This is a genomic window from Larsenimonas salina (assembly GCF_023736155.1).
In the GTDB taxonomy this organism is placed as follows: domain Bacteria; phylum Pseudomonadota; class Gammaproteobacteria; order Pseudomonadales; family Halomonadaceae; genus Larsenimonas; species Larsenimonas salina.
This window is the reverse complement of sequence record NZ_JAMLJJ010000002.1, coordinates 19776-42866: the sequence shown is the minus strand read 5'-3', so window position 1 is coordinate 42866 and position 23091 is coordinate 19776. Positions and strand designations below refer to the sequence as shown.

Genomic DNA, 23091 nt, shown 5'->3' with positions numbered 1-23091 from the left:
CAGCGTTTACTTTTGTTCAAAACTCACGCCCCACTGCGCGTCATAACTACAGGTTGTGTCCTCTTCCGGCAGCCAGGGATGAACGAAGCGCAACCCACGGTGGCGGTGCTGTAACGCTTCCCACTGCTCGGCATAGCGCTCCGGCAATACGGCGAGCTTTCTGACCTGGCTCTCCCTCAGGCGACATCGGCTGAGTCGGTCGGCGTGGCGATGCCCCTTAACCCAGAGAACCAGCTCATCTTCCTGGCGCTTGAGCAGCACAACCTCAACGCTTTGCTCGTCGCTGAGTCGCGTTCCCATCTCGCGCTCCTCCTGCCACGGGTCGAAATCGCTATCGAGGCGGTAGCCGTCTTCCAGGTTGAGCGCGTTGTGAGTGGCTACAGACACCGCGAATTTATCCATGCCGGTGCGCTCGAAGTGCGCCAGGTCAAACGCTTCGGGGAGATCATCCTTTGATGCGGCATAAACGTGCTCAATCAAGCGGCGCGCCTCGCCCGGCATGGTGATGGCGCCCTGCTCACGCAGTACGCGCTGGGTCAGCCAGATCAGCGAGGTATCCTTGTAGACGGCTTGTGTGCCGCGGTGCGCCTTGCTTAGCCAGTCGGTGCCGGGGGTATCGCTCCAGGCAGGCGCCAGCACTTGCAGCACGGGATCAGGGCGTTCGCCGCGCTGATGGCGCTGCAGCCGCCCGGCGCGCTGAATCAGAAGGTCGATGGGCGCGATATCGCTGACCATCTGGTCGGCATCGCAGTCCAGGCTTTCCTGAAAAACCTGCGTGGTAACGATCACCTGGCCACGCCTTAGTGACGGCGTGGATTCCTTGCCGAAGCGACGAATGACCTCGGACTCGATCCGCTGGCGGTCCACCATGGCAAAGCGGGCATGAAAGAGCAGGCAGCGCTCGGGATCGGGGTGGCGCTCGCGCAGCGACTGGTAAGCGCGGATGGCATCGTCCACGGTGTTGCGCACCCAGACGATGCACTCCTCCGTTTCCACGGCGGCCAGCACGCGCTCGATGGCCTCGTCCTCGCTTTCAAGCCAGGTAATGGCCACGCGGCGCACGACTTCCGGACGCGTCTGCACCGGGACTTCGCCGGTTATGCTCTTTCCGCAATGGGTGAGCAACGGGTAATCGGTGTTTTCAAGCACACTTGGGGCGGCATCTAGGCCATGCTGCCAGGCCGCTACAAGCGCCTCGCGCATGGCCCGGGGGAGCGTGGCCGTCAATAGAATGGCGCTTCCGCCCTGGCGGGCGTGGTGAGCCAATAGCTGATGCAGCAACGTCTGCATGTAATGGTCGAAGGCGTGGACTTCGTCGATAATAAGCACCTTGCGCGAAAGCCCCAAAAGGCGCAGCGACTGATGGCGAAACGGCAGACCACCCATCAGCGCCTGATCGATGGTACCCACGCCCACATCCGCCAAAAGCGCCTTCTTGTTGGAGTCCGCCAGCCAGCGGTTGCACTGGGTCGAGGCGCTGGCATCTATTGCGGCGTAGTCGTCGCGGTCGGGCTGTGTCACCGCACGCTCGAACGCTTCATTTAGCTCCCGCGCTCCGTGGGCAAGCACCAGCGAAGGTTTTGAGTCGGCGCTGTAGAAGCGGTGGTGAAGGTTGCCCAGCCGGGTGTACATGGCGTTGGATGTCGCCATGGTGGGCAGTGCGAAATAGAGCCCTTCGCCGTGGCCATCGGCCAACAGCCGCTGGGCCAGAATACAGGCGGCTTCGGTCTTACCTGCGCCGGTCACATCTTCAAGGATGAACAGCTGCGGCCCATCCTGTAGCGCCAGCGCTTCCGCTTTCTGCTGAAGCGGGGTCGGCGTGACGGTGCTGGTAAACCACTGTTTAAGTCCGGCATAAGGCACTGGCTGCGGCGGGCGGGCAAAGCCGGTGGCGTTCAGAACCGCCTCGGCCTGCTCGAGCGCTCGTGGCCAGTAGTCAGCCAGTGCCATGGGGTTCTGGCAGTAAGGGAAGTGGTCACGGTTCGAGCCCAGCCAGTCGCTGAGTGTTGCCCAACCGGCTATCGTCCAGCTCAGCGTCTTGAAGCGCGCGAGCCAGCCTTCATCCAGCAGCTGGTCGACGGGCCAGTGAGGGGCAACCAACGCGGCCCAATCGGCAACGAAGTTACCGGCAGCGGTGGCATCGTCAAGCTCGCCGTCGTCAACGAAGAAGTCTGCAAACGTGAGCTGGCCGGTTGCCACGGGTTGACCGTGGTGGCCAAAGAATGGCGCCAGCAGGCTTTCCATCGGTTCCAATAGCTTTCTGGCGGGCGCCGCCCCCTCCGGCCAGTGCAAGACGCCATTCTTTCGCCAGGCGTTCCAACAGGTATCCCAGAGCAATACGCCCAGGCGGTCGTGACGCTGCTTGTAGTGCTTGCCTTGCGGCGCTGCCATGCCGTCGGACTCGAGCTTCAACACCTCCTGAAAGGCGCGGGAAAACTTACCGAGATCGTGAAGGCCAAGCAGAAACACCAGCAGGCGCTGCAGCGACTCAGGTTCGATGTCCAACTGCGCAGCAAGCTGCTGGGTCAGGGGGCGACCGGGCGCCAGCAAGTGCCAGCCAACGGCTGCAACATCGAGGTTGTGATACGCGAGAAGATGATGGGCATCGCCCGAGTGATCCGGCAACGCTTTACCGGCATAGCGGTGATACGTCGAGGCATTTCGCAAGCCAGAAGGCAAAATGCATTTCCTTCAAGTAATGACTGAAACGCCGACGTTCTCACATCGGCCTATACAAGCCAGTATTACTTTAGTCAGAAATTGCTAATCAAAATGGAAGGGCGACTATTCTCGCGTTTTTCTTCCTTTGTTCCTGCTTCGCCCAATGCTAAATCCCATGAAGCAGCTAGGCCGCACGCACGCTCGCGCCGGACACGCTTTGCTGAAGGGTGACGGCCTGCTGGCGCACGGTGCTTAAAAGCCTGCAGATCAGAAGAAGCTCCATCTGCACCAGCTGATACGGCGCCTGCATCTCCTGGGTGGAGGCCTTGAGTTCGGCCTCGATCCCCTGGCCCTCTTCATCCGAGGTGGGCACCGGGCGCCGTTCGAGCAGATGCGTTGCGATGTCTTCAAGCGCGCGCGCTAGGTAGTCGCTTGCGCGGTCAAGCAGTTCCAGATGCGGGTGGGCCGGCAGCGCGTCGCGGTGCGCACCGAGCGCTGAAAGGTAGTTCAAAAGCGTATGCGCGGTCACCATCAGCGGTAGGCACGCCTCGGCGTCCTTGCGAAAGTGCCCCGGCTCCAGCGCGATGTTCGAAAGCGCCGACGTCAGCGCCATGTCGGCGTTATGCGCGTTGCGCCGCGCCAGCCGATAGGCCAGATTGTCCTGTTTGCCGGCGCCGTACTGGCGAATGAGCTGACGCAGGTAGCCGCCGTTGTGCTTGAGCGCGTCCGCCGCGAGCTGATGGATGCGCCGCCCCTGCCAGTCCGGCAGCACCAGAAACACCGCAAGCCCGGTCAGCACGCTTCCGATCACGGTATCGATCAAGCGGGGCCACAGTACGGTGTAGCCATCAACCACCTGGTTGAAGCAGCACACCACCAAAAGCGTGATGGCCCCGGTTGCGAGCATGTAGCGGCTCTGGCGGTAAACGAAGAACACTACCCCGGCCACCACCGCGATGCCGCTTTGAATCAATGGCGAGGGAAAGAGCGTCAACGATGCCCAGCCAACGACCAGGCCGAGCACGGTACCGCTGATGCGTTCGGTCAGTTTCAGCCGGGTCGAGCCGTAGCTTGGCAGACACACGAACAGCGTCGTCAGAAGAATCCAGTAGCCGAGCGCGATGTCGGTCACCACCACTACCCCGTAGCCGGCCACCAGGGCGAGCGTGAGCCGAAGCGCATGACGGAAGATGCTCGAGCGCGGCGTCAGGTGCTCACGCACACGCGCCCAGGCGTCTCGAAGCGACTGCGGCGAGCGGTCGTACAGAGTGCTGTCGGCTTCCGGTTCGATGTCGGCCGGGTCGTGGGCACGTCCAAGTTCCTGTTCCAGTACGCTCAAATTGTGCGCCAGCGCATCGACGGCCCCAAGAGGCGTGGCGTCAAAGCTTGCGCGATGCTGGTGCAGATAGGCAAGCGAGGTGTTCAGATCGTTCATCGCGTGGGTGTGGCGGGTGTCCTTGAGCGTCTCGCGGCGACGAATCGAGCGCCCGAGTTGCCGGCAGGCGTAGGCTTGGCTCTTTAAAAGCCGCTGGCAGCGAAACAACACATCACTGTGAAAGAAGGCCTCGGCCAGCATGTGGTACGGGTAGTGGGTCGAGCTTGCCCGCTCGTGAATGCTCTGCGCGATGAAATAAAGCGTCAGGTAGCGCTTGAGCGTCGGCTGGGCACGCTTGCTGTCGAGCCGGTTGATGATCGATTCCTTGACCTGGTTCATCGCCATCACCACCTGCGTGTTCTGGCGGGCAAGCGAAAGCCGAATGTCGTCGACGTCCTTGTTGTTGGACGGCTCGAACAACGAGGCTTTAAGCAGCAGATACTCGCTTAGCTGCCGGTACAGCTCGGCGAGCCCCTGCTGCACGGGTTGGCGGGAAAACAGCGCACACCAGAGCACCGACAGCGCCCCATACCAGGCCGCGCCAAGGGTCAGCATGACCGGTTCGAACCACCACACGCGCTCGACCTGGCTCTGGTCGACCCCGATCATCGTATAGACCGCAAGAATCAGCGTGGCCCGCAAGATGGTGCCGTACCGCTCGCCGACGGCGGCCCCCATCGTCAGACAGAAGCTGCCAAGGGTCAGCCCCGCGACGAACTCAAGCGGCCGAGGCATCAGCCACTGCACCCCGAGCGCGGTAATGAAAAAGAGCACCAGCGTGACGCCCACCGCCTGCATCCGGCCCCAGACGTTGTCGTCGGTTTCCGAAAGCGCGCAGGCGATGATGCCCAGAAACCAGGGGATGACCCACGATACATGCCCAAGCCCCCAGCCAAGCACCATCGCCCCGCTCAGTGCGATGAAGACCTTGAGCCCGGAGGAGAAGCGTTTGACGGCCCAGAGCCGTTGAAGGGAAAGCAGTATCGAAGTCACGGTGGGAAAGCGCCTCTGATCGTGAACGGTCGGCAGCGACAAAATAGACCAAAGTCTAACACTACAGCCCTGTGCGGGTCAGGGCTTCATGAAAAAACCGCCCGAAGGCGGTTGTCCTGTCGAACGAGGCGATCACACCGCCCCCATCAACGCCTCCTTGGTAATCGGAAGCTCACGCACCCGCACGCCGGTGGCATGGTAGACCGCATTGGCTACCGCCGCGGCAAGCCCGGTGATGCCGATCTCACCGATGCCCCGCGCGCCGAACTCGTTGAAGGCGGTGTCGGGGTAATCGAGCAGAATCACATCCACCTCGGGCTGGTCGGCGTGCACTGGCACCAGATACTCGGCGTAGTTGTTGTTCACGACCCGCGCCGTTCTCGGGTCGTACTCGGTACGCTCGAACATCGCCATGCCAATGCCCATTACCACGGCGCCCTCGACCTGGTTGCGAGCGGTCTTCTCATTCATCACCCGCCCCACGTCGATGGCACTGACCACTCGCGCCACGCGAAGATTGGCAAGCAGCGGGTCCCAGCGCACCTCGACGAAGTGGGTGCCGAAGGAGCGGTAGGAGTATTTCGAGGTATCCGCGCCCTCGGTGTGGGCCTCGCCTTCGGCGTTGGCAAGTTTCATCGTTGAGAGCGCCTCGGCAAACGGCATGCGCTTGCCATCAAATGACAGCACGCCATTGTCGAACGTCAGCGCCTCGACATCCACGCCCTCGAACGGCCCGCCCGAACGCACCGCGCGGGTTTTAAGCTCATCGATCGCGTGGCGGGTGGCCTCGGCAATCGCCGGGAGCGTGGTCGCCGTGGTCCAGGAGCCGCCGGAGATCGGCCCCTTGGGGTAGGAGGTGTCGCCAAGCTCGACCTCGATGCGCTCAAACGGTACGCCAGTCAGCTCAACCAGCGTCTGGGCGACGATGGTGTAGGTGCCGGTACCGATGTCCTGGGTGGCGCAGGAGGCGTAAACGGTGCCATCGGCGCGCAGCGCGACATGCGCGTCACAGGGGCGCTTGATCGCCTCCCAGTTGCAGGCCGCCATGCCGTAGCCGACGATTTCCCGGCCGTCTCGCATGCTGCCGACCGTCGGGTTGCGCTGATGCCAGCCAAACTGCTCAGCCGCACGCTCGGCCGTTTCCTTGATGTGGTTGCTCGAAAACGGCAGGTCCTGACTTTCGTCGCGCTCGGCGAACTGATCGAGCCGGAAGGTCAGCGGATCGATGCCGGCCTCGAGCGCCATCTCGTCGATGGCGGATTCCAGCGCGAACAGGCCGGGCGCGGCGCCAGGCGCACGCATCGAGGTCGGCGTGCCGCGGTTGACCTCGGTCGTTCGATGGGTGATCGAGACGTTGTCGCAGCTGTAGAGGCTCTTGGTCACGCTGCCACAGGTCTCGACATACTGATCGGTATAGGAGGTGGTCGACACCGAATGATGGCTGAGCGCAATCAAACGGCCCTGATCGTCGGTGGCAAGCTTGAGCGTCTGTTTGGTTTCCGGTCGGTGGCCGGTGGTGGTGAACATCTGCTGTCTGGGCACCACCAGCTCCACCGGGCGCTTGATCTCACGCGAGGCGGCGGCAGCGGCCACGGCGTGGGGCCACATCCAGAGCTTGCTGCCAAAGCCTGAGCCGATGAAGGTCGAGATGACCTCGACCTTGTGCGGCGCCAGATTGAAGATCTTGGCCATCGCCCCCTTTTGCTGCACCACGCCCTGAGAGGATTCGAACACCTGCAGGCGGCCGTCGGGCCAGTGCGCCAGCGTCGAGTGCATTTCCATCGGGTTGTGGGTCTCGACCGGCGTGGTGTAGGTCACATCGATCTGGTGCGCGCCGCGCTCGAACGCGCCGTCGGCGTCGCCCCGGCTGTGATTGCCCTTGCCCTTTTTCGTGCCATGGGCCTTCACGCCCTGCTCGAGATTCGCCCGCGGGATCTCTTCTTCATAGCGCACCTTGACCGCGCGGGCCGCGGCGCGGGCCTGATCGAAGCGCTCGGCCACCACCAGCGCCACGAACTGGCCGTCGTAGTAGACCTGCTCATCCTCGAACGGCAGCCGGGTCTCCTCGACCTTGTTGCCCTTGGCCATCGACGACGGCGTGTGGTGAAGCGCGGGGAAGTTGCCGTGGTGGAAAATCTCGATCACCCCCGGCATCGCGCGGGCGGCGTCAAGCTCGAGCGAGACGATGCGACCGCGGCTGATGGTCGAAAACACCCCATAGCCGTAGGCAGTATTATCAAGGGCGTGGTCGGCGGCGTACGGGGCCTTACCTGTCACCTTGAGTCGACCGTCGATGCGTTTCGGGCCGGCGCCCAGTGTCTGATCGCTCATGAGGCCTCCTGCGTGGTCGCAAGCCCGGTCAGTTTCCCGAGCTCGGCAATGATGGCGTGCTGACCGAGCGGAATCTTGAAGGCGTTGTGCTCATAGGCCGTCGCGGTCTTGAATGCGGCCTTCGCCGCCTGCTCGAACAGCGCCTTCGACGGCGCTTTGCCCTCGAGGATCCGCTCGGCCTCAAGCGCCCGCCAGGGCTTGGTGGCAACGCCGCCAAGCGCAATGCGCGGCGAGCGGATGACACCGCCCTTGAGCGTCAATTGCGCGGCGCACGAAGCCAGCGCGAACTGATAGGACGCGCGGTCTCGAAGCTTTAGGTAGCCGGAGCGCGCGTCGCGCTCCGGCGCGTTGAGGGTAACGTGAGTGATCAGCTCATCAGGCTCGAGGGCGTGTTCACGCTCAGGTGTGCTGCCGGGCAGCAGGTGAAACGCGCCGAAGTCGATCTCGCGGGTCCCCTTTGGCCCGTGTACCGAAACCGTCGCGCCAATGGCGGCCATCGCCACGCACATGTCCGAAGGATGGGCGGCGATGCACTGCTCGCTGGTGCCGAGCACCGCAAAGGTTTCCCGGTTAACGCCGCCGATGGCCGAACAGCCACTGCCGGGCTCGCGCTTGTTGCAGGGCGAGGCGCCGTCTCGGAAGTACGGGCAGCGCACGCGCTGCATCACGTTGCCGCCGGTGGTGGCCTTGTTGCGAAGCTGGGTGCTGGCACCAGAGAGCAGCGCCTGCGATAGCACCGGATAGTGCGTCTCGATCAGTTCATGCCGGGCAAGCGCGGTGTTGGTAACCAGCGCACCGACACGCACCCGACCGTCCTCGAGACGCTCGATCCGATCAAGCCCGAGGCCGTTGATGTCGACGACCTGCTCGGGCTGCATGATGTCGATCTTTGCAAGATCCAAAAGCGTGGTGCCGCCGGCCAGATAGGCAGAATCGGCCTTGGCGTGGGCCGCGATGGCCGCACCCACCGCACCGGGGCGAGCATAATCAAAGGCGCGCATTACCCACCTCCCTTCATGGCCTTTCGGGCGTCCTGCACGGCCGCAAGAATGTTCTTGTAGGCGCCGCACCGGCAGATGTTGCCACTCATGGCCTCGCGTACGGCGGCGTCACTTTGGCCGATGCGGTCGTCGTTCAACACCGCGACCGCGCTCATGATCTGGCCGGAAGTGCAGTAGCCGCACTGAAAGGCGTCGTGCTCCCAGAACGCCTGCTGCACCGGGTGCAGCTCGCCGCCACGCTCGAGCCCTTCGATGGTGGTGATCTCATCGGTCTGGCGACTGATCGCGAGCGAGAGGCAGGAGTTGATCGCCTGACCGTTGACCAGCACCGTGCAGGCGCCGCACTGGCCCTGATCACAGCCCTTCTTGGTACCGGTCAGGCCAAGCTCGTTACGCACTACGTCCAGAAGCACCATCTGTGGCGCCACGTCCACGGTGCGCTCGACGCCGTTCACGTTCAGCTGGATGCGGCTCATGCCAGGGGCCGGCGCGGACGCCTTGGCGGGATCGCCTTCCGGCGTCTCGGCGGCGCGGGCCTGAGTGGCCTGGGCCCAGAGAGGCGTGGAGGCGGCCGCCACGCCGGAGGCGCCGACGGTCTTCAGAAAATTTCGGCGTGACTTGGACGTCGCCCCGCCTTGTGTCTTCGGGTCGAAATACTCGGTCATGGAATCCTCCGAAGCCCGAGCGGCGGCAGGCGCCGCCGTCCGGACTGGACTCAGTTGGCCATCAGTAATCGCTCGATGGAGATAGGCAGGTCGCGAATGCGCTTGCCGGTCGCGTGATACACCGCGTTGGAAATGGCGGCGGCAATGCCGGTCAGGCCGATCTCGCCCACGCCGCGCGCGCCGAAGGCGTTCAGGTGGTAATCGGGATAGTCGAGCAGTTCGACGTCGATCGGCGGAATGTCTGCGTGCACCGGCACGATGTAATCGGCCAGGTTGGCGTTGTAGAGATAACCGCTCTTGTCGTACTCGGTCTGCTCAAACAGCGCCATGCCCAGACCCATCACCAGGCCGCCCTCGACCTGATTGCGCGCGGTCATCGGGTTAATGGCGCGACCGATGTCGATGGTGGAGACGATCCGCTCGACCTTGAGCCGGGAAATGCCCGGATCCCAGCGCACCTCGACGAACACGGCGCCGAACGAGCGAAAGCTGTACTCGCTCTGCTCATCGCCAGGCTCGGCCGAGGCTTCGGCGGTGACCTGACCGATGCCCAGCTCCTCCAAAAGCGTGGTGACCGGAATCGAGCGATCCCCATAGGTCAGAGCGCGGTCGCTTAACTCGATCGACCCCGAGTCGACGTCGGAAAACGCCTGGCCGTCCTGAGTAACCTTGTCGATCAGCGCCTGGGTGGCGGCATCGAGTGCGGCCTTGACCGCCGGCAACACGGTTGCGGTGGCAAACGAGCCACCGGACAGCGGCCCGGAGGGCAGCGACGAGTCGCCAAGGCGCACGTCGATGTCCTCGATCGGCACGCCGCTCAGCTCGCTCGCGGTCTGGGCGACAATGGTGTAGGTGCCGGTACCGATGTCCTGCGTACCGCAGCTGACCTGCAGACGGCCATCGGACAGAAAGGTCACCCGCGCCGAGCACTGAAGACGCATGGCTTCCCAGCTTTGCGAGGCCATGCCGTAGCCGATGATCTCGTCGCCTTCGCGCATCGCGCCGATTTCCGCGGTGCGGTTTTCCCAGCCAAAGCGCTTGGCGGCGTTGTCCCAGCATTCGATCAGGTGATTGCTCGACCACGGCAGATCGGAGGCTGGATCCCGCTCGGCAAAATTCTTCTTGCGAAGCTCAACGGGGTCCATCTCGAGCTGCCAGGCCAGTTCGTCCATCGCCGTTTCCAGCGCGAACAGCCCAGGCGCTTCACCGGGCGCACGCATCGGGCACGGCATGCCGTGGTTGACCTCGCCGACCCGGTTGGTCACGGACACATTCTCGCAGGCGTACATGCTGGGCGTGGCGGAAATCACCGTGTCGTTGTGCATACCGACGAAGGCGGTTTCGTTGCTGCCATCGTGACGGATCGAGGTCAGCGTGCCGTCGGCGCGCGCGCCAAGGCGGACGCGCTGGATCGAGCGTGGGCGGCTGCCGGCGGAGGTGAACACGCTTTGACGCGGCACCACCGTCTTGACCGGGCGTTTCAGCCGGCGTGATGCCACCGCGGTCATGATCGCGTGCGGCCACATGAAAAGCTTGCCGCCAAAGCCCGAGCCGATGAAGTGCGAGATCACATTGATCTGCTCCGGCGGCATCGAGAACACGTGCGACAGCGCGTGACGCTGGAACACCACGCCCTGGGTGGACTCGTACACGGTCAGATGATCGCCGGACCAGGTAGCGGTCGAGGCGTGAAGCTCCATTGCCGCGTGGGTCTCGGTCGCGATCGAGTAGTGGTGATCGAGGGTAACCTCGGCCGCATCAAACGCCGTATCGGCCTCGCCTCGGCTCTGACCGTCGCCCTCCTGAAGCACACCCGGCAGACCGGCGACGTTGTCGGCGTCGAGTTCATCGAACTGGCTTATGACCTGATCGTTTGCGCGGTACTTGCCCTTGACCTTCTGGGCGGCGGCTCGGGCGTGTTCGAAGGTGTCGGCCACTACCAGCGCGATGTACTGGCCGTGGTAGTGGATCGTGGTGTCCTCGAACGGCAGGCGCGGCTCGCTGACCGTATTCTTTTCGGCGAAGCTGTTCGGTGAGTGCTTGAGGGTGCGGTCGAAATTGTCGTGGTGGAAAATATCGACCACGCCGGGCATGCCAAGCGCCTCTTCAAGCTCCAGCCCTTCAAGCTCACCGCTGGCGATGGCGCTGCCGACCGGGTAGCCATAGAGCTGGCCGTCGAGGTTGATGTCGGCGGTGTAATCCGCCCCGCCCGACAGCTTGAGCGCGCCGTCGATGCGGGGTTTCTGGGTGTTCAGTGTCTCACTCATTGGTGCTCTCCCTGGCTTGCCTGTTGCACCGCATCCCGCAGTGCGCGCGCGATGGCCTGTTGGCCAAGCTCAACCTTGAACGCGTTGTGCTCAAGCGGCATCGCCCGCTGGAACGCCAAGAGCGCAACCTGCTCGAACATCTTCGCAGTCGCTTCTTCACCCACCAGCGCCGCTTCGGCGTCCACGGCGCGCCAGGGTTTGGTCGCAACGCCGCCGAGCGCGATGCGTGCGGCGGTCACCTTGGTGCCCTCAAGAGTGACAATGGCCGCGCAGGAGGCGAGCGCAAACTCATAGGAGGCACGATCGCGCAGCTTCAGGTAGGTCGAGACCGCGCCTTCAAGCGGGGCGTCGAGCACCACGTGGGTAATCAGCTCATCGGAGCGCAGGTCGTGCTCGCGCTCGGGGTGATCGCCCGGGAGCAAGTGAAAGTCCTCGAACGGAATCTCACGGGTGCCCTTGCGGCCCTCGACCACCACAGTTGCCCCGATGGCGGCCATCGCCACGCACATGTCGGAGGGGTGGGTCGCGATGCAGTGCTCGCTGGTTCCGAGGACAGCGTGATTGCGGTTGATGCCGTCCATCGCGCTGCAGCCGGTACCCGGTTCGCGCTTGTTGCAGGGCTTGGCCGGATCGCGGAAATACGGGCAACGTGTTCGCTGCATGACGTTGCCGGCGGTCGTTGCCATGTTGCGAAGACCGGTGGAGGCGCCCGAGAGCAGCGCCTGGGACAGCACCGGATAGTCGCGCTCGACGCGGGCGTCGATTGCGAGTCGGCTGTTGCTGACCCGGGCACCGATCTTGAGCCGGCCATCGTCAAGCGCCTCGATCTCATCAAGACCAAGGCGATTGGTGTCCACCACGTGATCGGGCTGCATGACCCCAAGCTTCATCAAATCAACCAGCGTCGTGCCACCGCCAATAAAGGCGGAGCGCTCGGACTGGGCCCCGATGGCGTCTTTTACGCTTTCCGGGCGGATCAGTTCAAAACTCTGCATGATCACGCCCCCTCGATGGTGCGATGCGCGCTCTGCACGGCATCGAGGATGTTTTTGTAGGCGCCGCAGCGACAGATATTGCCGCTCATGGCCTCCTTGATCGACGCAGGGTCCTTGGCGATGTCCTTATCGTTCAAGATCGAGGTCGCCATCATCATCTGGCCTGCCGTGCAGTAGCCGCACTGATAGGCGTCGTGCTCGAGAAAGGCCTGCTGAATCGGATGCAGCGTGCCGTCTTCATCGGCCAGGCCTTCGATGGTGGTAATGTCCTGACCTTCGGCGAGCGCGGCCAACAGCAGGCAGCTGTTCATCGCGCGGCCATCGATCACTACGGTGCATGCGCCGCACTGACCGTGATCGCAGCCTTTCTTGGCGCCGGTCAGGTTCAGGCGCTCGCGCAGTGCATCGAGCAAGACAACATTGGGTTCGAGAGTAAGTGTGTGCGTCTGACCGTTGACGGTCAGCTCTATCGTCTGAAGAGACGACGTGTCATCGGGGTCGACATGCCCCACCGTCGCATCGAGTGTTGCGTCTGCCATGACAGTCCTCATCGGTCGCGTGGCGGTTATTATTTTTCGTGCCACGTAGAGCGAAGGCGGTCCTCGCCTTCGCGATTTTCATTACGGTCGGATCGTTTGCGCGCAAACGACTGCCTTCGAGCGTAGACAAGGATTGGGCGGGACGCGAGGATCGCTCGTGCGACCCCGTGGGATCAGGTGGGCTTCTTGAATAGAAAGACGGCTGGAAAAACAACCAGATAGAGAATACCGAGCCACAGGAAGATGTCGTTGAACGCCAGCACCTCAGCCTGAGTGGCGACGCGGTCACCGATCATCTTGATTGCAGCGGCCTGAGGGTCACTGACCACGCCCATGAACTGCTGCTGATACTGGGCAAGCTGCGTGACGACCACCTCACGCCCCTGATTGACCGACGCGATCAGCTGCGTCCAGTGATAGTCGCGCTGGTGATCGCGCACGGTGTCCAATAGCGCAAGCCCCATGGCACCGCCAAGGTTTCGCATCACCGAGAACATGCCACTGCCATCGCCGATGTTCTGGGGTGAGAGATTGCCAAGCGCAATCCGAGACGTCGGCACCATGCACATGATCATGCCGATACCGCGCACCACCTGAGGCCAGAAGAACTCCCAGTAGCCCGATTCGGTGGTCAGATTGACGTTCATGAACGACCCGATGCCCGTCATCAAGAGCCCGATCCCGATCAGAAGGCGCAGATCAACCACATCGGTCAGGCGCCCGACAATCGGCGCCATCACGAACATCGCCGCCCCGGTCACGAACATGACCTCGCCGATCTGCATGCTGTTGTATTCCCGCACCGTGCCGAAATAGAGCGGCAGCAGATACACCAGACCATAGAGCGCGACGCCGACGGCGAACACCAGCCCTACTCCGGTTGCGAAATTGCGCTCGCGAAAGAGTCGAAGGTTGACGATCGGATGATCGACGGTGAATACCCGCCAGAAGAACAGGATGCCGGCCATCGCGCAGAGAAGAGCGAAATTCAGAATCAGGGAGCTGCTGAACCAGTCGTCGTCCGGGCCCTCTTCCAGCACGAACTCGAGCGAGCCCAGAAAGATCGCCATCAACACCAGCCCGATCAGATCGAGCCGCTTGAGCGCGCTCTTGTCGGCGCGGTCGATGTCGAGCATGAACCACACGCCCATCGACACCAGGATGCCCGGGATCACGTTGATCAGAAACAGCCAGTGCCAGCTCATGTGCTGGGTGATGTAGCCGCCAAGCGTCGGACCGATCGACGGCGCGATGGTCGCCACCAGTCCGATCACCGCCTGCACGGACCCCATCTTGTGTCGGGGAAAGATGGTAAAGCTCACCGCCTGGGTGATCGGGATCATTGCCCCGCCCATGAAACCCTGAATCGCACGCAGGACGATCAGCTCATTGATGGAGCTCGCCAGCGCGCAGCCAAGGCTTGCAAGGGTAAAGCCAACGCTTGAGATGACAAAGGCAGTGCGGGTCGAGAAGATGCGCATCATCACCCCGGCCAGCGGAATCATGATGATCTCGGCGATCAGATACGAGGTCTGAATCCAGGAGATTTCATCCTGGCTTGCCGACACTCCGGCCTGAATCTCGTTGAGCGAGCTGGCAACGATCTGGATGTCCAGAATGGCCATGAACATTCCAAACACCGCCGCCACGAAGCCTATACGCACTCGCCAGGACGGCATCTCCTGCACCGGGCTCATAGAGACTCAGTCCTGATTGCGCGGAGTGACGTCGCGGGCGATGGGCGAGCGCGACACGGGGCCCAGGTACAATCCTCGGCCATCCTCTCGCGTATCGACCCGAGGCTCCACCGACAGCCCCGCGTGCAAAAACGCCAGTTTCTTTTCAGGCCCAAGCAGGCGAATCCGCACCGGTACCCGCTGCACGATCTTGTTGAAGTTGCCGGTCGCGTTGTCACGGGGCAGCAGGCTGAACTGCGCCCCGGTCGCCGGCGCAAGGCTTTCAACCACGCCCTTGAAGACGGTGTCCGGGTAGGCGTCGACGTGAACATCAACCGACTGCCCGATGCGCATGCGAGTGATCTGGGTTTCCTTGAAATTGGCAACGACGTAGAGATGATCCACCGGCACTAGGGTCATCAGCGTCAGCGACGGCTGCGCGTAGGTGCCCTTTTCCACCGTGACATTACCGACCACGCCATCGAAGGGCGCGGTGATGTGGGTTTTGGCAAGCTGGTGCTCGGCGGCCTCGAGCGCGGCGCGGGCGTTGTCCCGGTTGGCCTGGGCGTCATCGAGCGACGCCTGATAGACCGCGAGCTGACGCTGGTTTGATGCAAGAGCGGCCTTGCTCGAGGTCACGTTGGCCTTGGCTACATCGAAATTGGCCTGATCTTCATCAAGCTGCTGGCGTGAGGAATACTGACGATCAACCAGTTTCTGCGTGCGTGACAGTGTCTGGCGCGCCTGGGTGAACTGCGCCTGGGAAGACGCGATATCGGCCTGTCGCTGCTCGATGACCGCCTGCTGCAGCTCGATGTTGCGCTGCGCCTTCACCACGGCTGCGCTTGCCTGGGCGAGCTTGGCGCGGGCCTGCTTCAGGTCGTCCTGATAATCGGTCGGGTCCAGCGCCACCAGCGTATCGCCTTCGTGCACGCGCTGATTGTGCGCCACCGGCACCCCGAGCACCCGTGCATTCACCTCGCTTCGAACCGCCACGCTGTCGCCATGAATGTAGGCGTTGTCGGTCTCTTCGAAGAACCGGCCGGTCTGCCACCAGTGCCAAGCCCAGAAGGCGCCGGCAACGATCAATACCAGCAAGATGAGGGCGATGATCAGTCGCTTGATCCAGGTGCGTGCAATCGATGCCATGACGCTCGTTCCAGTTGGACTCAAAAAAACGTAGCATACGCTACACTTTTTGAGGACACCAGCAGGAGCCATCGATGACGCCGCCACCCGGTACCACCGTAACGCCCAAGGGGCAGCAGCGCGCCCAGCGGTTTCTCGATGCTGCGCTCGAGGTGTTCACGGAGCAGGGGTTTGAAGCGGCAAGCGTCAACGAAGTGGTTCGCCGCGCCGGCGGGTCGCTTGCAACGCTCTACAAGCTTTTTGGCAGCAAGGAGGGGCTCTTCATTGCGGTCATCGAGCGCCGGGCCATGTCCGTGTTCGAACCGATTCAGGACGCACTGGCCAATGACCTACCGCCAAAGGAGGGGCTCACGCGCTTTGGCCATCGCCTGATCGATTTTCTGCTCGAGCCCGAGGCACTCGCGCTCTACCGGCTGGTGCTTAACGATCTTCACCGTCATCCCGAGCTTGCCCGCCGCTTTCTCGACAGCGGCCCGTTTCGAACGCTCGGCGAACTCTCCGACTACCTCGCCCATCAGGTCGCACTCAAGCGCCTGGCCATCAACGACTGCCGCCTCGCCTCCCGCGAATTCACCGGCATGCTGGTCGGCGACTTGCACATCCAGATCATGGTCGGCCAGATCCCGACGCTTCCCCCGGCCGAGCGCACACGTAAAGTCAACTCTGCCGTACGTCGATTTTTAAGCTCTAGCCAGCCCTAAGTGTGCTGTTTGCAGGCATAAAGTTGATGCCATCAGATGGCTTCTTGTGCGCCCTCAACGGGGGCAGCCAAGCAAGCAGGTCAGATTAGAGAGTGTGTTTCTGCGATAAAACTTATGCTTGGAACGCATTTTTAAACCTCTAACGATACCCAAAAAATCTATCGTTATAACTTTTTTATAGGTTATCCTGAGGATGTACTTCTTTAAGGAGCCCTCATGAACACCTTCGCTCTTTCATCAGGCAGTCGACATGGTGATGCACCCGATGTCGCCGGCTTTTTCGACCCCCGCACCTTTAGCATTCAGTACGTCGTTAGCGACCCTAGAACGCGTCGCTGCGCAATCATCGATCCCGTACTCGATTACGATGAAAAGTCCGGTTCCACGGCAACGCACCAGGCAGACACGCTACTGGCCTATATTGCGCGCAAACATTTCGAGGTCGAATGGATACTGGATACGCACCCGCACGCAGATCATTTCTCTGCCGCACGTTATCTGCATGAGAAGACCGGCGCGCCGACCGCCATCGGCAAACCGGTAACCCAAGTCCAATCCTTATGGAAAACACTCTACAACTTCACCGATTTCGAAGACGACGGAAGCCAGTGGGATTCTCTTTTTGACGAGGGAGACACGTTCAAGCTGGGAGACATTAGCTGCCAAGTGATGCACTCGCCAGGGCATACGCTGGCCTCGGTCACTTATGTCATCGGCGATGCCGCCTTCGTACACGACACGCTGTTTCAGCCCGATTTTGGTACGGCTCGCACTGACTTTCCCGGAGGCAGCGCCAATCAGTTGTGGCACTCGATCCAAGCGATTTTGGCCCTGCCCGACACAACACGCCTCTTTACCGGTCACGATTACATGCCCGACGGCCGTGAGCCGCAATGGGAAAGCACGGTGAAAGAGCAGCGCGAACACAATAAGCATCAGCTCGGCAAAATAGGCGAAGCTGAATACGTTGCTCTGCGCACTCAACGAGACAGCGAGCTGCCCATGCCAAAACTGATTTTACACGCGCTGCAGGTCAACATACTGGGTGGGCGTCTTCCTAAACCTGAGAGTAACGGAAAGCGGTACCTAAAGATTCCACTCGACGCGCTTAAAACAGCGGCTTGGGAATGAGCAGGCCCCCCAAAGGCCATGCCTAGTCATCATTCATCAATCAACGAGGCCCTCTTAATGAATGAAGCAGTGAGTGAACGGCACCACGATATCGTCATCATCGGTGGGGGCGCCGGAGGTCTTGCCGTCGCCGCAAGCCTTTATAAACGTCGTTCCGACCTCGATATCGCTATCGTAGAGCCCGCAAGAGATCACTACTACCAGCCTGGCTGGACGCTGGTCGGTGGCGGGGTATTCACTGCAGAGCAAACCAGACGCTCGATGCAATCGTTGATGCCAGCGTTCGTGACGTGGCACCAAACTGCGGCAGAACAGCTGCACCCGGAGTCTCGCCAAGTCACGCTCGCCAACGGCACGACGCTCGGTTACACCATGCTAGTGATCGCACCGGGTCTCGAGCTTGACTGGCAAGCAATAGACGGCCTAGAGGAAACGCTCGGTAAAAACGGGGTAACCTCTAACTACCGCTTCGATCTCGCGCCATACACATGGTCGCTCGTGCAGTCGATGCGCTCAGGCAAGGCCTTATTTACCCAACCGCCAATGCCGATCAAGTGCGCGGGTGCTCCCCAAAAGGCAATGTACCTTTCCTGCTATGAATGGGAGAAACAGGGTGTTCTCGAACACATCGATGTCCATTTTTGCAACGCAGGTGGGGTCATGTTCGGCGTCCCGGAGTTCGTACCCGCGCTGAATGAATACGTACAACGTTATGGGGTTCGAACACAGTTCCAACATACCCTCATTGCGGTGGACGGCCCTGCTCAAAAGGCACGTTTTCGCCAGACCAGCGACGAAGGCAGTAAAGAAGTCGAGATGGACTTCGATATGCTCCACGTTGTCCCCCCTCAGCGAGCACCCCGCCTAGTACGTGAATCCTCGTTAGCCAATGAGAGTGGCTGGCTGGATCTCAACGCAGAGACGCTGCAGCATGCTCGTTTCAGCGACATTTTCGGGCTTGGGGATGCAAGCGGAACAGGCAACGCTAAGACCGCCGCGGCTGTTCGAAAGCAAGCGCCAGTCGTTGCAGACAACCTATTGGCTGCAATGGATGGAAAGCCACTGCCTTCTGGGTATTTAGGCTATGGGGCGTGCCCGCTCACAGTTGAACGCGGCCGCGTAGTGTTGGCCGAGTTTGGCTACGCAGGCAAGCTGCAACCCTCGTTTCCCTCTTGGATTAATCAGGCAACTCGGCCAACCAAGCTTGGCTGGCATATAAAGGCCCAGCAATTACCGTTTATCTATTGGAATCTAATGCTCAAGGGCCACGAATGGCTGGCCAAACCAAAGGCACGGGTCTGATCAAGACTCACTTGTGCTGTTATCGCACGCCGAGGGCAATGCTATAACCGAAGATGCACTGTAACGTTAATTAGGTTGCCCTTTTGCGCTTCAACCTGAGACTTAATCTTGGCGTATTTCTACAGTGGAGTGCATGTGTTACTAGATCCTGTTCAAGATGTGGGACGTAACTCAGCTCCCACCTCCGCTGGTTCGAGTGGCTGCCGGCCGGGTTGAAGTTCATACAATGTGTAGACTTACTATTACCGTATATCCCATGTTTTATTCGTACAGAATTTAGGTGATTGCATGAAAGAAAGCACCCTTAAAAACTGCAGCAGTATGTTAGAGGCGATCGGCAATACTCCCGTGGTCAAGCTTAATAAGCTTATTACGCCTGAGCATGCCGATGTTTATGTGAAACTAGAGTATTTCAACCCAACCGGCTCTTACAAAGACCGCATGGCAAAAACCATGATCGAGGGGGCTGAGCAAAAAGGAAATCTAAAAAAAGGGATGACGGTGGTAGAAGCCAGCGGAGGCAGTACTGGCTCCTCGCTTGCCTTTGTATGTGCCGTAAAAGGCTATCCCTTCAAGATCATTTCCTCCAATGCCTTTGCCTCGGAAAAGCTGAAAACGATGGCGGCATTCGGTTCGGACCTAGAGCTGGTGCATAGCGAATCCGGCAAGATCGGCGCAGATTTAATTCCAAAAATGGTGAGTCGGTCGGTCGAATACGGAGAGCAACCGGATTTTTATCTTACGGATCAATTCTCCAACCGTGATGCCTTGATCGGTTACGAAGTAATTGGTCAGGAAATCGCCGAGCAGTTTCCCCAAGGCGTAGATGCTTTTTGTGGTGCGGCGGGTGTTGCCGGGATGATCATGGGCGTTGCCAACGTTTTAAAGAACATTGATCGCGAAACGAAAATCTACGTATTAGAGCCGGCCTCATCGCCGATGATGTCCAAGGGCTACCCGGGAGAACATCACGTCGAGGGAATCGGTATTGGATTCATTCCCCCGTTTCTAGACGCACAGCTCTATGACGAAGTATGGGACATCGACGAATCCGAAGGCCGTGAGATGTGCAGAGCCCTCGCTGAACAAGAAGGCATTCTCGCAGGAACCTCCACGGGAATTAACGTCGCGGCCGCACTCAAAATTGCTAAGGAACTTGGGCCTGGAAAAACCGTTGTAACCGTTGCATGCGACACGGGGCTCAAATATATGTCCGGTGGGCTATTCGATAAAGTAGAGAGGTAGTGACTCCATTCACCTCCCTCGAGCGGCTTAAACCCACAGTCGCCTGACAGCGAAACGCAGGCTTCTGGCTTCGATCAAAAAATACTGCTCGTTCAGAGCTCAAATTAAGCCTGTGAGGGCGCCTGTAAGCGCCAAAGGATAAGTCACGCACGCCCCGTCTTGCGTCGCTTGACCAGAAACCGCCACGGGGCGTCGCGGTGTTCGGGCTCGGCGTAGTCGATGCCGATGCGCGGGCCGGTCACCACGTCGGCGTCGTCGATCGGCTCGCCCGGCTCGACCCAAAGCCCGTCACCGAGACAGACGTCATGGCGGTTGAAGCGCGCCTTGGTGATGCCGAGCGCCTGGGTGAGCTTGCCGGGCCCGTTGGCAAGCTCCCGACCCTTCTTGCCTCGCCGATGGGCGATCATGGTGGCCTCGCCCTCGAGCGGCTCGATGGCGCGGATCAATACCGCACAGGGATCATCCTCGGGGCCAACGACGAGGTTGAGCATGTCGTGAATGCCGTAGATCAGGTAGACGTAGGCGTACCCCGGCGGGCCAAACATCACCTCGGTACGGGGCGTGCGCCCGTGGGAGGAGTGGCAGGCGGTGTCGGCAAAGCCGAGATAGCCCTCGGTTTCGGTAATGCGCCCGACCAGGCGCTCGCCGTCGCGCTCGACCACCAGCCGGCAGCCGAGCAGTTCACGGGCGATCTCGAGTGTATCGCGGGCGTAGAACGCGCGCTCGAGCGGCGTGGGTTGGGCAGCCCCCGAAGAGGGCGCCTCGGAAGTCAGTTCAAACGCGGACAAGAGCATTTCCTAGTTCTTATCGATGTCGCACTGGCCGGACGCACAGCTGTCGCAGCGGCGCTTGCCGGTCAGCACGCCGGAGATGGTGTAGCGGTTACGGGCAAACCATAGATAGACCCGGTCGGCGACCGGACGCACGAGCGGCCAGCGAAGCGGCGCGGTAAGCGCCCCCCGCCCGACCAGCGACCAGGCGCGATGCGTCACATCAAGCCCCTTCAAGGTGTGATCGTTGCCGTCACGAGCCAGCAGGATCGTTCGAGCCTCGTCCGGGTCGATGTCGGGGTAGCGCGTTGAGAAATCCGGCTGCTGGATGTCCTCACAGCAAATGCGCCCGTGGATATCCAGCCGGGTGAGGTGGCGCACTTCGCGCACGCACAGGGGGCAGGCGCCATCATAGAACAGCGTAAGCTCCGGCATGATGAAAGCCTCGAGTCGAAAGTGATGCCCCAAGCGTAGTCGCTTGGCACGCCCCCTGCGTTCTCATCATTGTCATTGCCGGCGCCGCGGGCGGGAGGCCACCACCTGCACCCGCTTGTGTCGACGCTGATCCCCCGGCGGCAACGGGTCACGCTCGGGGTCGTAGCGCTCCTCCTCCGGCCGCGGCAACCACACGAAGGTCGGCAGCGCCAGATGCCAGTAGATCGCGCTCAAGCGAAGCATCAGCGTGACCCCGAGCCCAAGGGCAAGGGCGAGGCCCTCGAAGGCGCCGACCTCAACCAGCGCCACATAGGCCGCCGCCCCCAGAATCGAGGCGGTGGCGTAGATCTCCTGTCTGAGCACCATCGGAATACGCCCGGCCAGCACATCTCGGCAGGCGCCCCCGGCCACACCGGTCAAAAGCCCCATCAGCACCGCGACGATGCCGGTGTAGTCAAGCATCATCGCCTTGTTGGCCCCAAGCACGGTAAAAAGCGCAAGCCCGAAGGCGTCGAGAATCGACAGCAGCCGCTTTGGCAGGTGGTGGACGAAATGAAGCCCCACCATCGACACGATCACCGTGGCCAAAATGACCCAGAGGTAGGTCGGGTCGGTCACCCAGAACACCGGACGCACCCCGAGCAGCAGATCCCGCAGCGTGCCCCCACCGATGCCGGTGACCGCCGCCAGCACCAGCATGCCGATCGGATCCATCCGTACGCGGCACGCAAGCGCGATACCGGACAGCGCGAACACGACCACCCCGGCCAGATCCAGCAGATATATCCAGTGATGCACGTCCCTCTCCCCCTGGGTCGCCCGTTAACGAATGGCGCTCAATGTACGCCGGGCAGCGTGTCGGTGCGAGACGCTGCCATGTTGTGTCGAAAGATGTCCATGACCCGGGCCACCGCCGGCGAGAGCCTGGTGCGTCGAAGGCTCACCAAGCCATAGGGCTGCACGCTCAAGCGGCTGCGCGCACTCAGGATCGCAAAGCGGGTCGGGTCACACAGAAGCTCGGCCACTCGACGAATGGTGACGGTAATGAACTCGGAGCGGTCGACCAGGGCAAGCGCCGCCGGCAAATCCGAGGTGTCCACCACCCAGGACGGAAACGCCACGCCCCGATGGCGAAACAGATCCTCGATGCGCTGACGCATGAGCGTGCCGGGCGGCTGGATCGACCAGGGCGAGGCTGCAAGCTCGGCAAGGTCGGGGTCGTCGCTTGCAGCGAGCGGATGACGCTGGCTGCACACGAAGCAAAGCTCTTCCTCATCGATCTCCTCGAACACGAACGCCTCAGAGGGAAAGCCCGCCGGCACGCGGGCGATCACGAAATCGAACCGGCCTTCCATCAACCCCTGCACCAGGGTGTGGCTGTTGGCGACCTGAAGCGTCAGCTTGAGTGCCGGGCTGGTGTTGTGCGCCTGCTCAATGGCAAGCGGCACCTGTGAAATGGCCGGCTCCATCACCGCGCCGATGTTGACTACGCCGGCAAGCCCGGCCTTAAGCGCATTGAATTCCATGCCGGCACCAATCAGCTCATCGAGCACGGCGCGGGCGCGACGAATCATCAGCTCACCGTAGGCGTTGGGTTCAAGCCCCCGGCCGTGACGGTCGAACAGCGATTGCCCGAGGCGCTGCTCGATCTCGGCCAAAAGCCGCGAGGCCGCGGGCTGGGAAATGCCCATCAGCTCCGCGCTCCTATGCAGATTGCCCTGCTCGCCCACTACGACGAACAGGTAAAGGTGGCGCAACTTTAGTCGCGCCTTGAAAAACCAATGCTCATCCAGATCGCCCATGGCGTGGCCCATTCCCTCGAGTCATAACGTAAACGGTATCGGATTAAGTCATT

At 61.4% G+C, this 23091-nt stretch carries 18 protein-coding genes; 4 read left to right on the top strand and 14 right to left on the bottom strand.

Annotation, left to right across the window (positions count from 1 at the left end; translation table 11 throughout):
* Positions 1 to 6: 6 nt before the first annotated feature.
* The 10 genes from cas3 to NAT23_RS05455 form a co-directional block, all read right to left on the bottom strand.
* Positions 7 to 2679 carry a CRISPR-associated helicase Cas3' gene (gene cas3, locus NAT23_RS05500; protein WP_251926244.1) on the bottom strand — a complete coding sequence of 891 codons (2673 nt, stop codon included), beginning with the start codon at positions 2677 to 2679 and terminating at the stop codon, positions 7 to 9.
* 166 nt (positions 2680 to 2845) lie between these two features.
* Positions 2846 to 5029 carry a YccS family putative transporter gene (gene yccS / locus NAT23_RS05495; RefSeq protein WP_251926243.1) on the bottom strand — a complete coding sequence of 728 codons (2184 nt, stop codon included), beginning with the start codon at positions 5027 to 5029 and terminating at the stop codon, positions 2846 to 2848.
* 132 nt (positions 5030 to 5161) lie between these two features.
* On the bottom strand, positions 5162 to 7360 hold the full coding sequence (locus NAT23_RS05490; RefSeq protein ID WP_251926242.1) for a xanthine dehydrogenase family protein molybdopterin-binding subunit: 2199 nt from the start codon (positions 7358 to 7360) through the stop codon (positions 5162 to 5164).
* A complete protein-coding gene (locus NAT23_RS05485) occupies positions 7357 to 8361 on the bottom strand; it encodes an FAD binding domain-containing protein (protein WP_251926241.1) in 1005 nt (334 codons plus the stop codon). The genes NAT23_RS05490 and NAT23_RS05485 overlap by 4 nt, the downstream gene beginning before the upstream one ends.
* The gene (locus NAT23_RS05480; RefSeq protein ID WP_251926240.1) at positions 8361 to 9026 is read right to left on the bottom strand and encodes a (2Fe-2S)-binding protein; all 666 of its coding nucleotides are present in this window, start codon (positions 9024 to 9026) and stop codon (positions 8361 to 8363) included. Before NAT23_RS05480 ends, NAT23_RS05485 begins: the two co-directional genes overlap by 1 nt.
* Positions 9027 to 9076: 50 nt before the next feature.
* Entirely contained in the window at positions 9077 to 11293 is a 2217-nt protein-coding gene (locus NAT23_RS05475; RefSeq protein WP_251926239.1) for a xanthine dehydrogenase family protein molybdopterin-binding subunit, read from the bottom strand.
* Positions 11290 to 12288: an FAD binding domain-containing protein gene (locus NAT23_RS05470; RefSeq protein WP_251926238.1), complete on the bottom strand. Its 999-nt coding sequence runs from the start codon at positions 12286 to 12288 to the stop codon at positions 11290 to 11292. The genes NAT23_RS05475 and NAT23_RS05470 overlap by 4 nt, the downstream gene beginning before the upstream one ends.
* 2 nt (positions 12289 to 12290) lie before the next feature.
* Positions 12291 to 12827: a (2Fe-2S)-binding protein gene (locus NAT23_RS05465; protein ID WP_251926237.1), complete on the bottom strand. Its 537-nt coding sequence runs from the start codon at positions 12825 to 12827 to the stop codon at positions 12291 to 12293.
* Positions 12828 to 13000: 173 nt separating this feature from the next.
* Entirely contained in the window at positions 13001 to 14524 is a 1524-nt protein-coding gene (locus tag NAT23_RS05460) for a DHA2 family efflux MFS transporter permease subunit (RefSeq protein WP_251926236.1), read from the bottom strand.
* Positions 14525 to 14530: 6 nt separating this feature from the next.
* The gene (locus NAT23_RS05455) at positions 14531 to 15652 is read right to left on the bottom strand and encodes an HlyD family secretion protein (RefSeq protein WP_251926235.1); all 1122 of its coding nucleotides are present in this window, start codon (positions 15650 to 15652) and stop codon (positions 14531 to 14533) included.
* 74 nt (positions 15653 to 15726) lie between these two features.
* Between NAT23_RS05455 and NAT23_RS05450 the strand changes: the two genes are divergently transcribed.
* The 4 genes from NAT23_RS05450 (at position 15727) to NAT23_RS05435 (ending at position 20031) form a co-directional block, all read left to right on the top strand.
* Positions 15727 to 16353, top strand: a complete 627-nt coding sequence (locus NAT23_RS05450; protein ID WP_251926234.1) for a TetR/AcrR family transcriptional regulator — start codon at positions 15727 to 15729, stop codon at positions 16351 to 16353.
* Positions 16354 to 16569: 216 nt separating this feature from the next.
* A complete protein-coding gene (locus tag NAT23_RS05445) occupies positions 16570 to 17484 on the top strand; it encodes an MBL fold metallo-hydrolase (protein WP_251926233.1) in 915 nt (304 codons plus the stop codon).
* A 57-nt stretch (positions 17485 to 17541) separates the two neighbouring features.
* Positions 17542 to 18786 (top strand): NAD(P)/FAD-dependent oxidoreductase, encoded by a 1245-nt coding sequence (locus NAT23_RS05440; RefSeq protein ID WP_251926232.1) that lies wholly within the window; start codon positions 17542 to 17544, stop codon positions 18784 to 18786.
* 288 nt (positions 18787 to 19074) lie between these two features.
* Positions 19075 to 20031: a PLP-dependent cysteine synthase family protein gene (locus NAT23_RS05435; protein WP_251926231.1), complete on the top strand. Its 957-nt coding sequence runs from the start codon at positions 19075 to 19077 to the stop codon at positions 20029 to 20031.
* A 143-nt stretch (positions 20032 to 20174) separates the two neighbouring features.
* Here the strand turns inward: NAT23_RS05435 and NAT23_RS05430 are convergent, their stop codons facing one another.
* The 4 genes from NAT23_RS05430 to NAT23_RS05415 form a co-directional block, all read right to left on the bottom strand.
* Positions 20175 to 20819: a DNA-3-methyladenine glycosylase gene (locus tag NAT23_RS05430; RefSeq protein WP_251926230.1), complete on the bottom strand. Its 645-nt coding sequence runs from the start codon at positions 20817 to 20819 to the stop codon at positions 20175 to 20177.
* Positions 20820 to 20828: 9 nt separating this feature from the next.
* Entirely contained in the window at positions 20829 to 21236 is a 408-nt protein-coding gene (locus NAT23_RS05425) for a thiol-disulfide oxidoreductase DCC family protein (RefSeq protein ID WP_251926229.1), read from the bottom strand.
* Between the two features lie 72 nt (positions 21237 to 21308).
* The gene (locus tag NAT23_RS05420) at positions 21309 to 22034 is read right to left on the bottom strand and encodes a trimeric intracellular cation channel family protein (protein WP_251926228.1); all 726 of its coding nucleotides are present in this window, start codon (positions 22032 to 22034) and stop codon (positions 21309 to 21311) included.
* A 38-nt stretch (positions 22035 to 22072) separates the two neighbouring features.
* The gene (locus NAT23_RS05415; RefSeq protein WP_251926227.1) at positions 22073 to 23038 is read right to left on the bottom strand and encodes a LysR family transcriptional regulator; all 966 of its coding nucleotides are present in this window, start codon (positions 23036 to 23038) and stop codon (positions 22073 to 22075) included.
* Between the last annotated feature and the right edge of the window lie 53 nt (positions 23039 to 23091).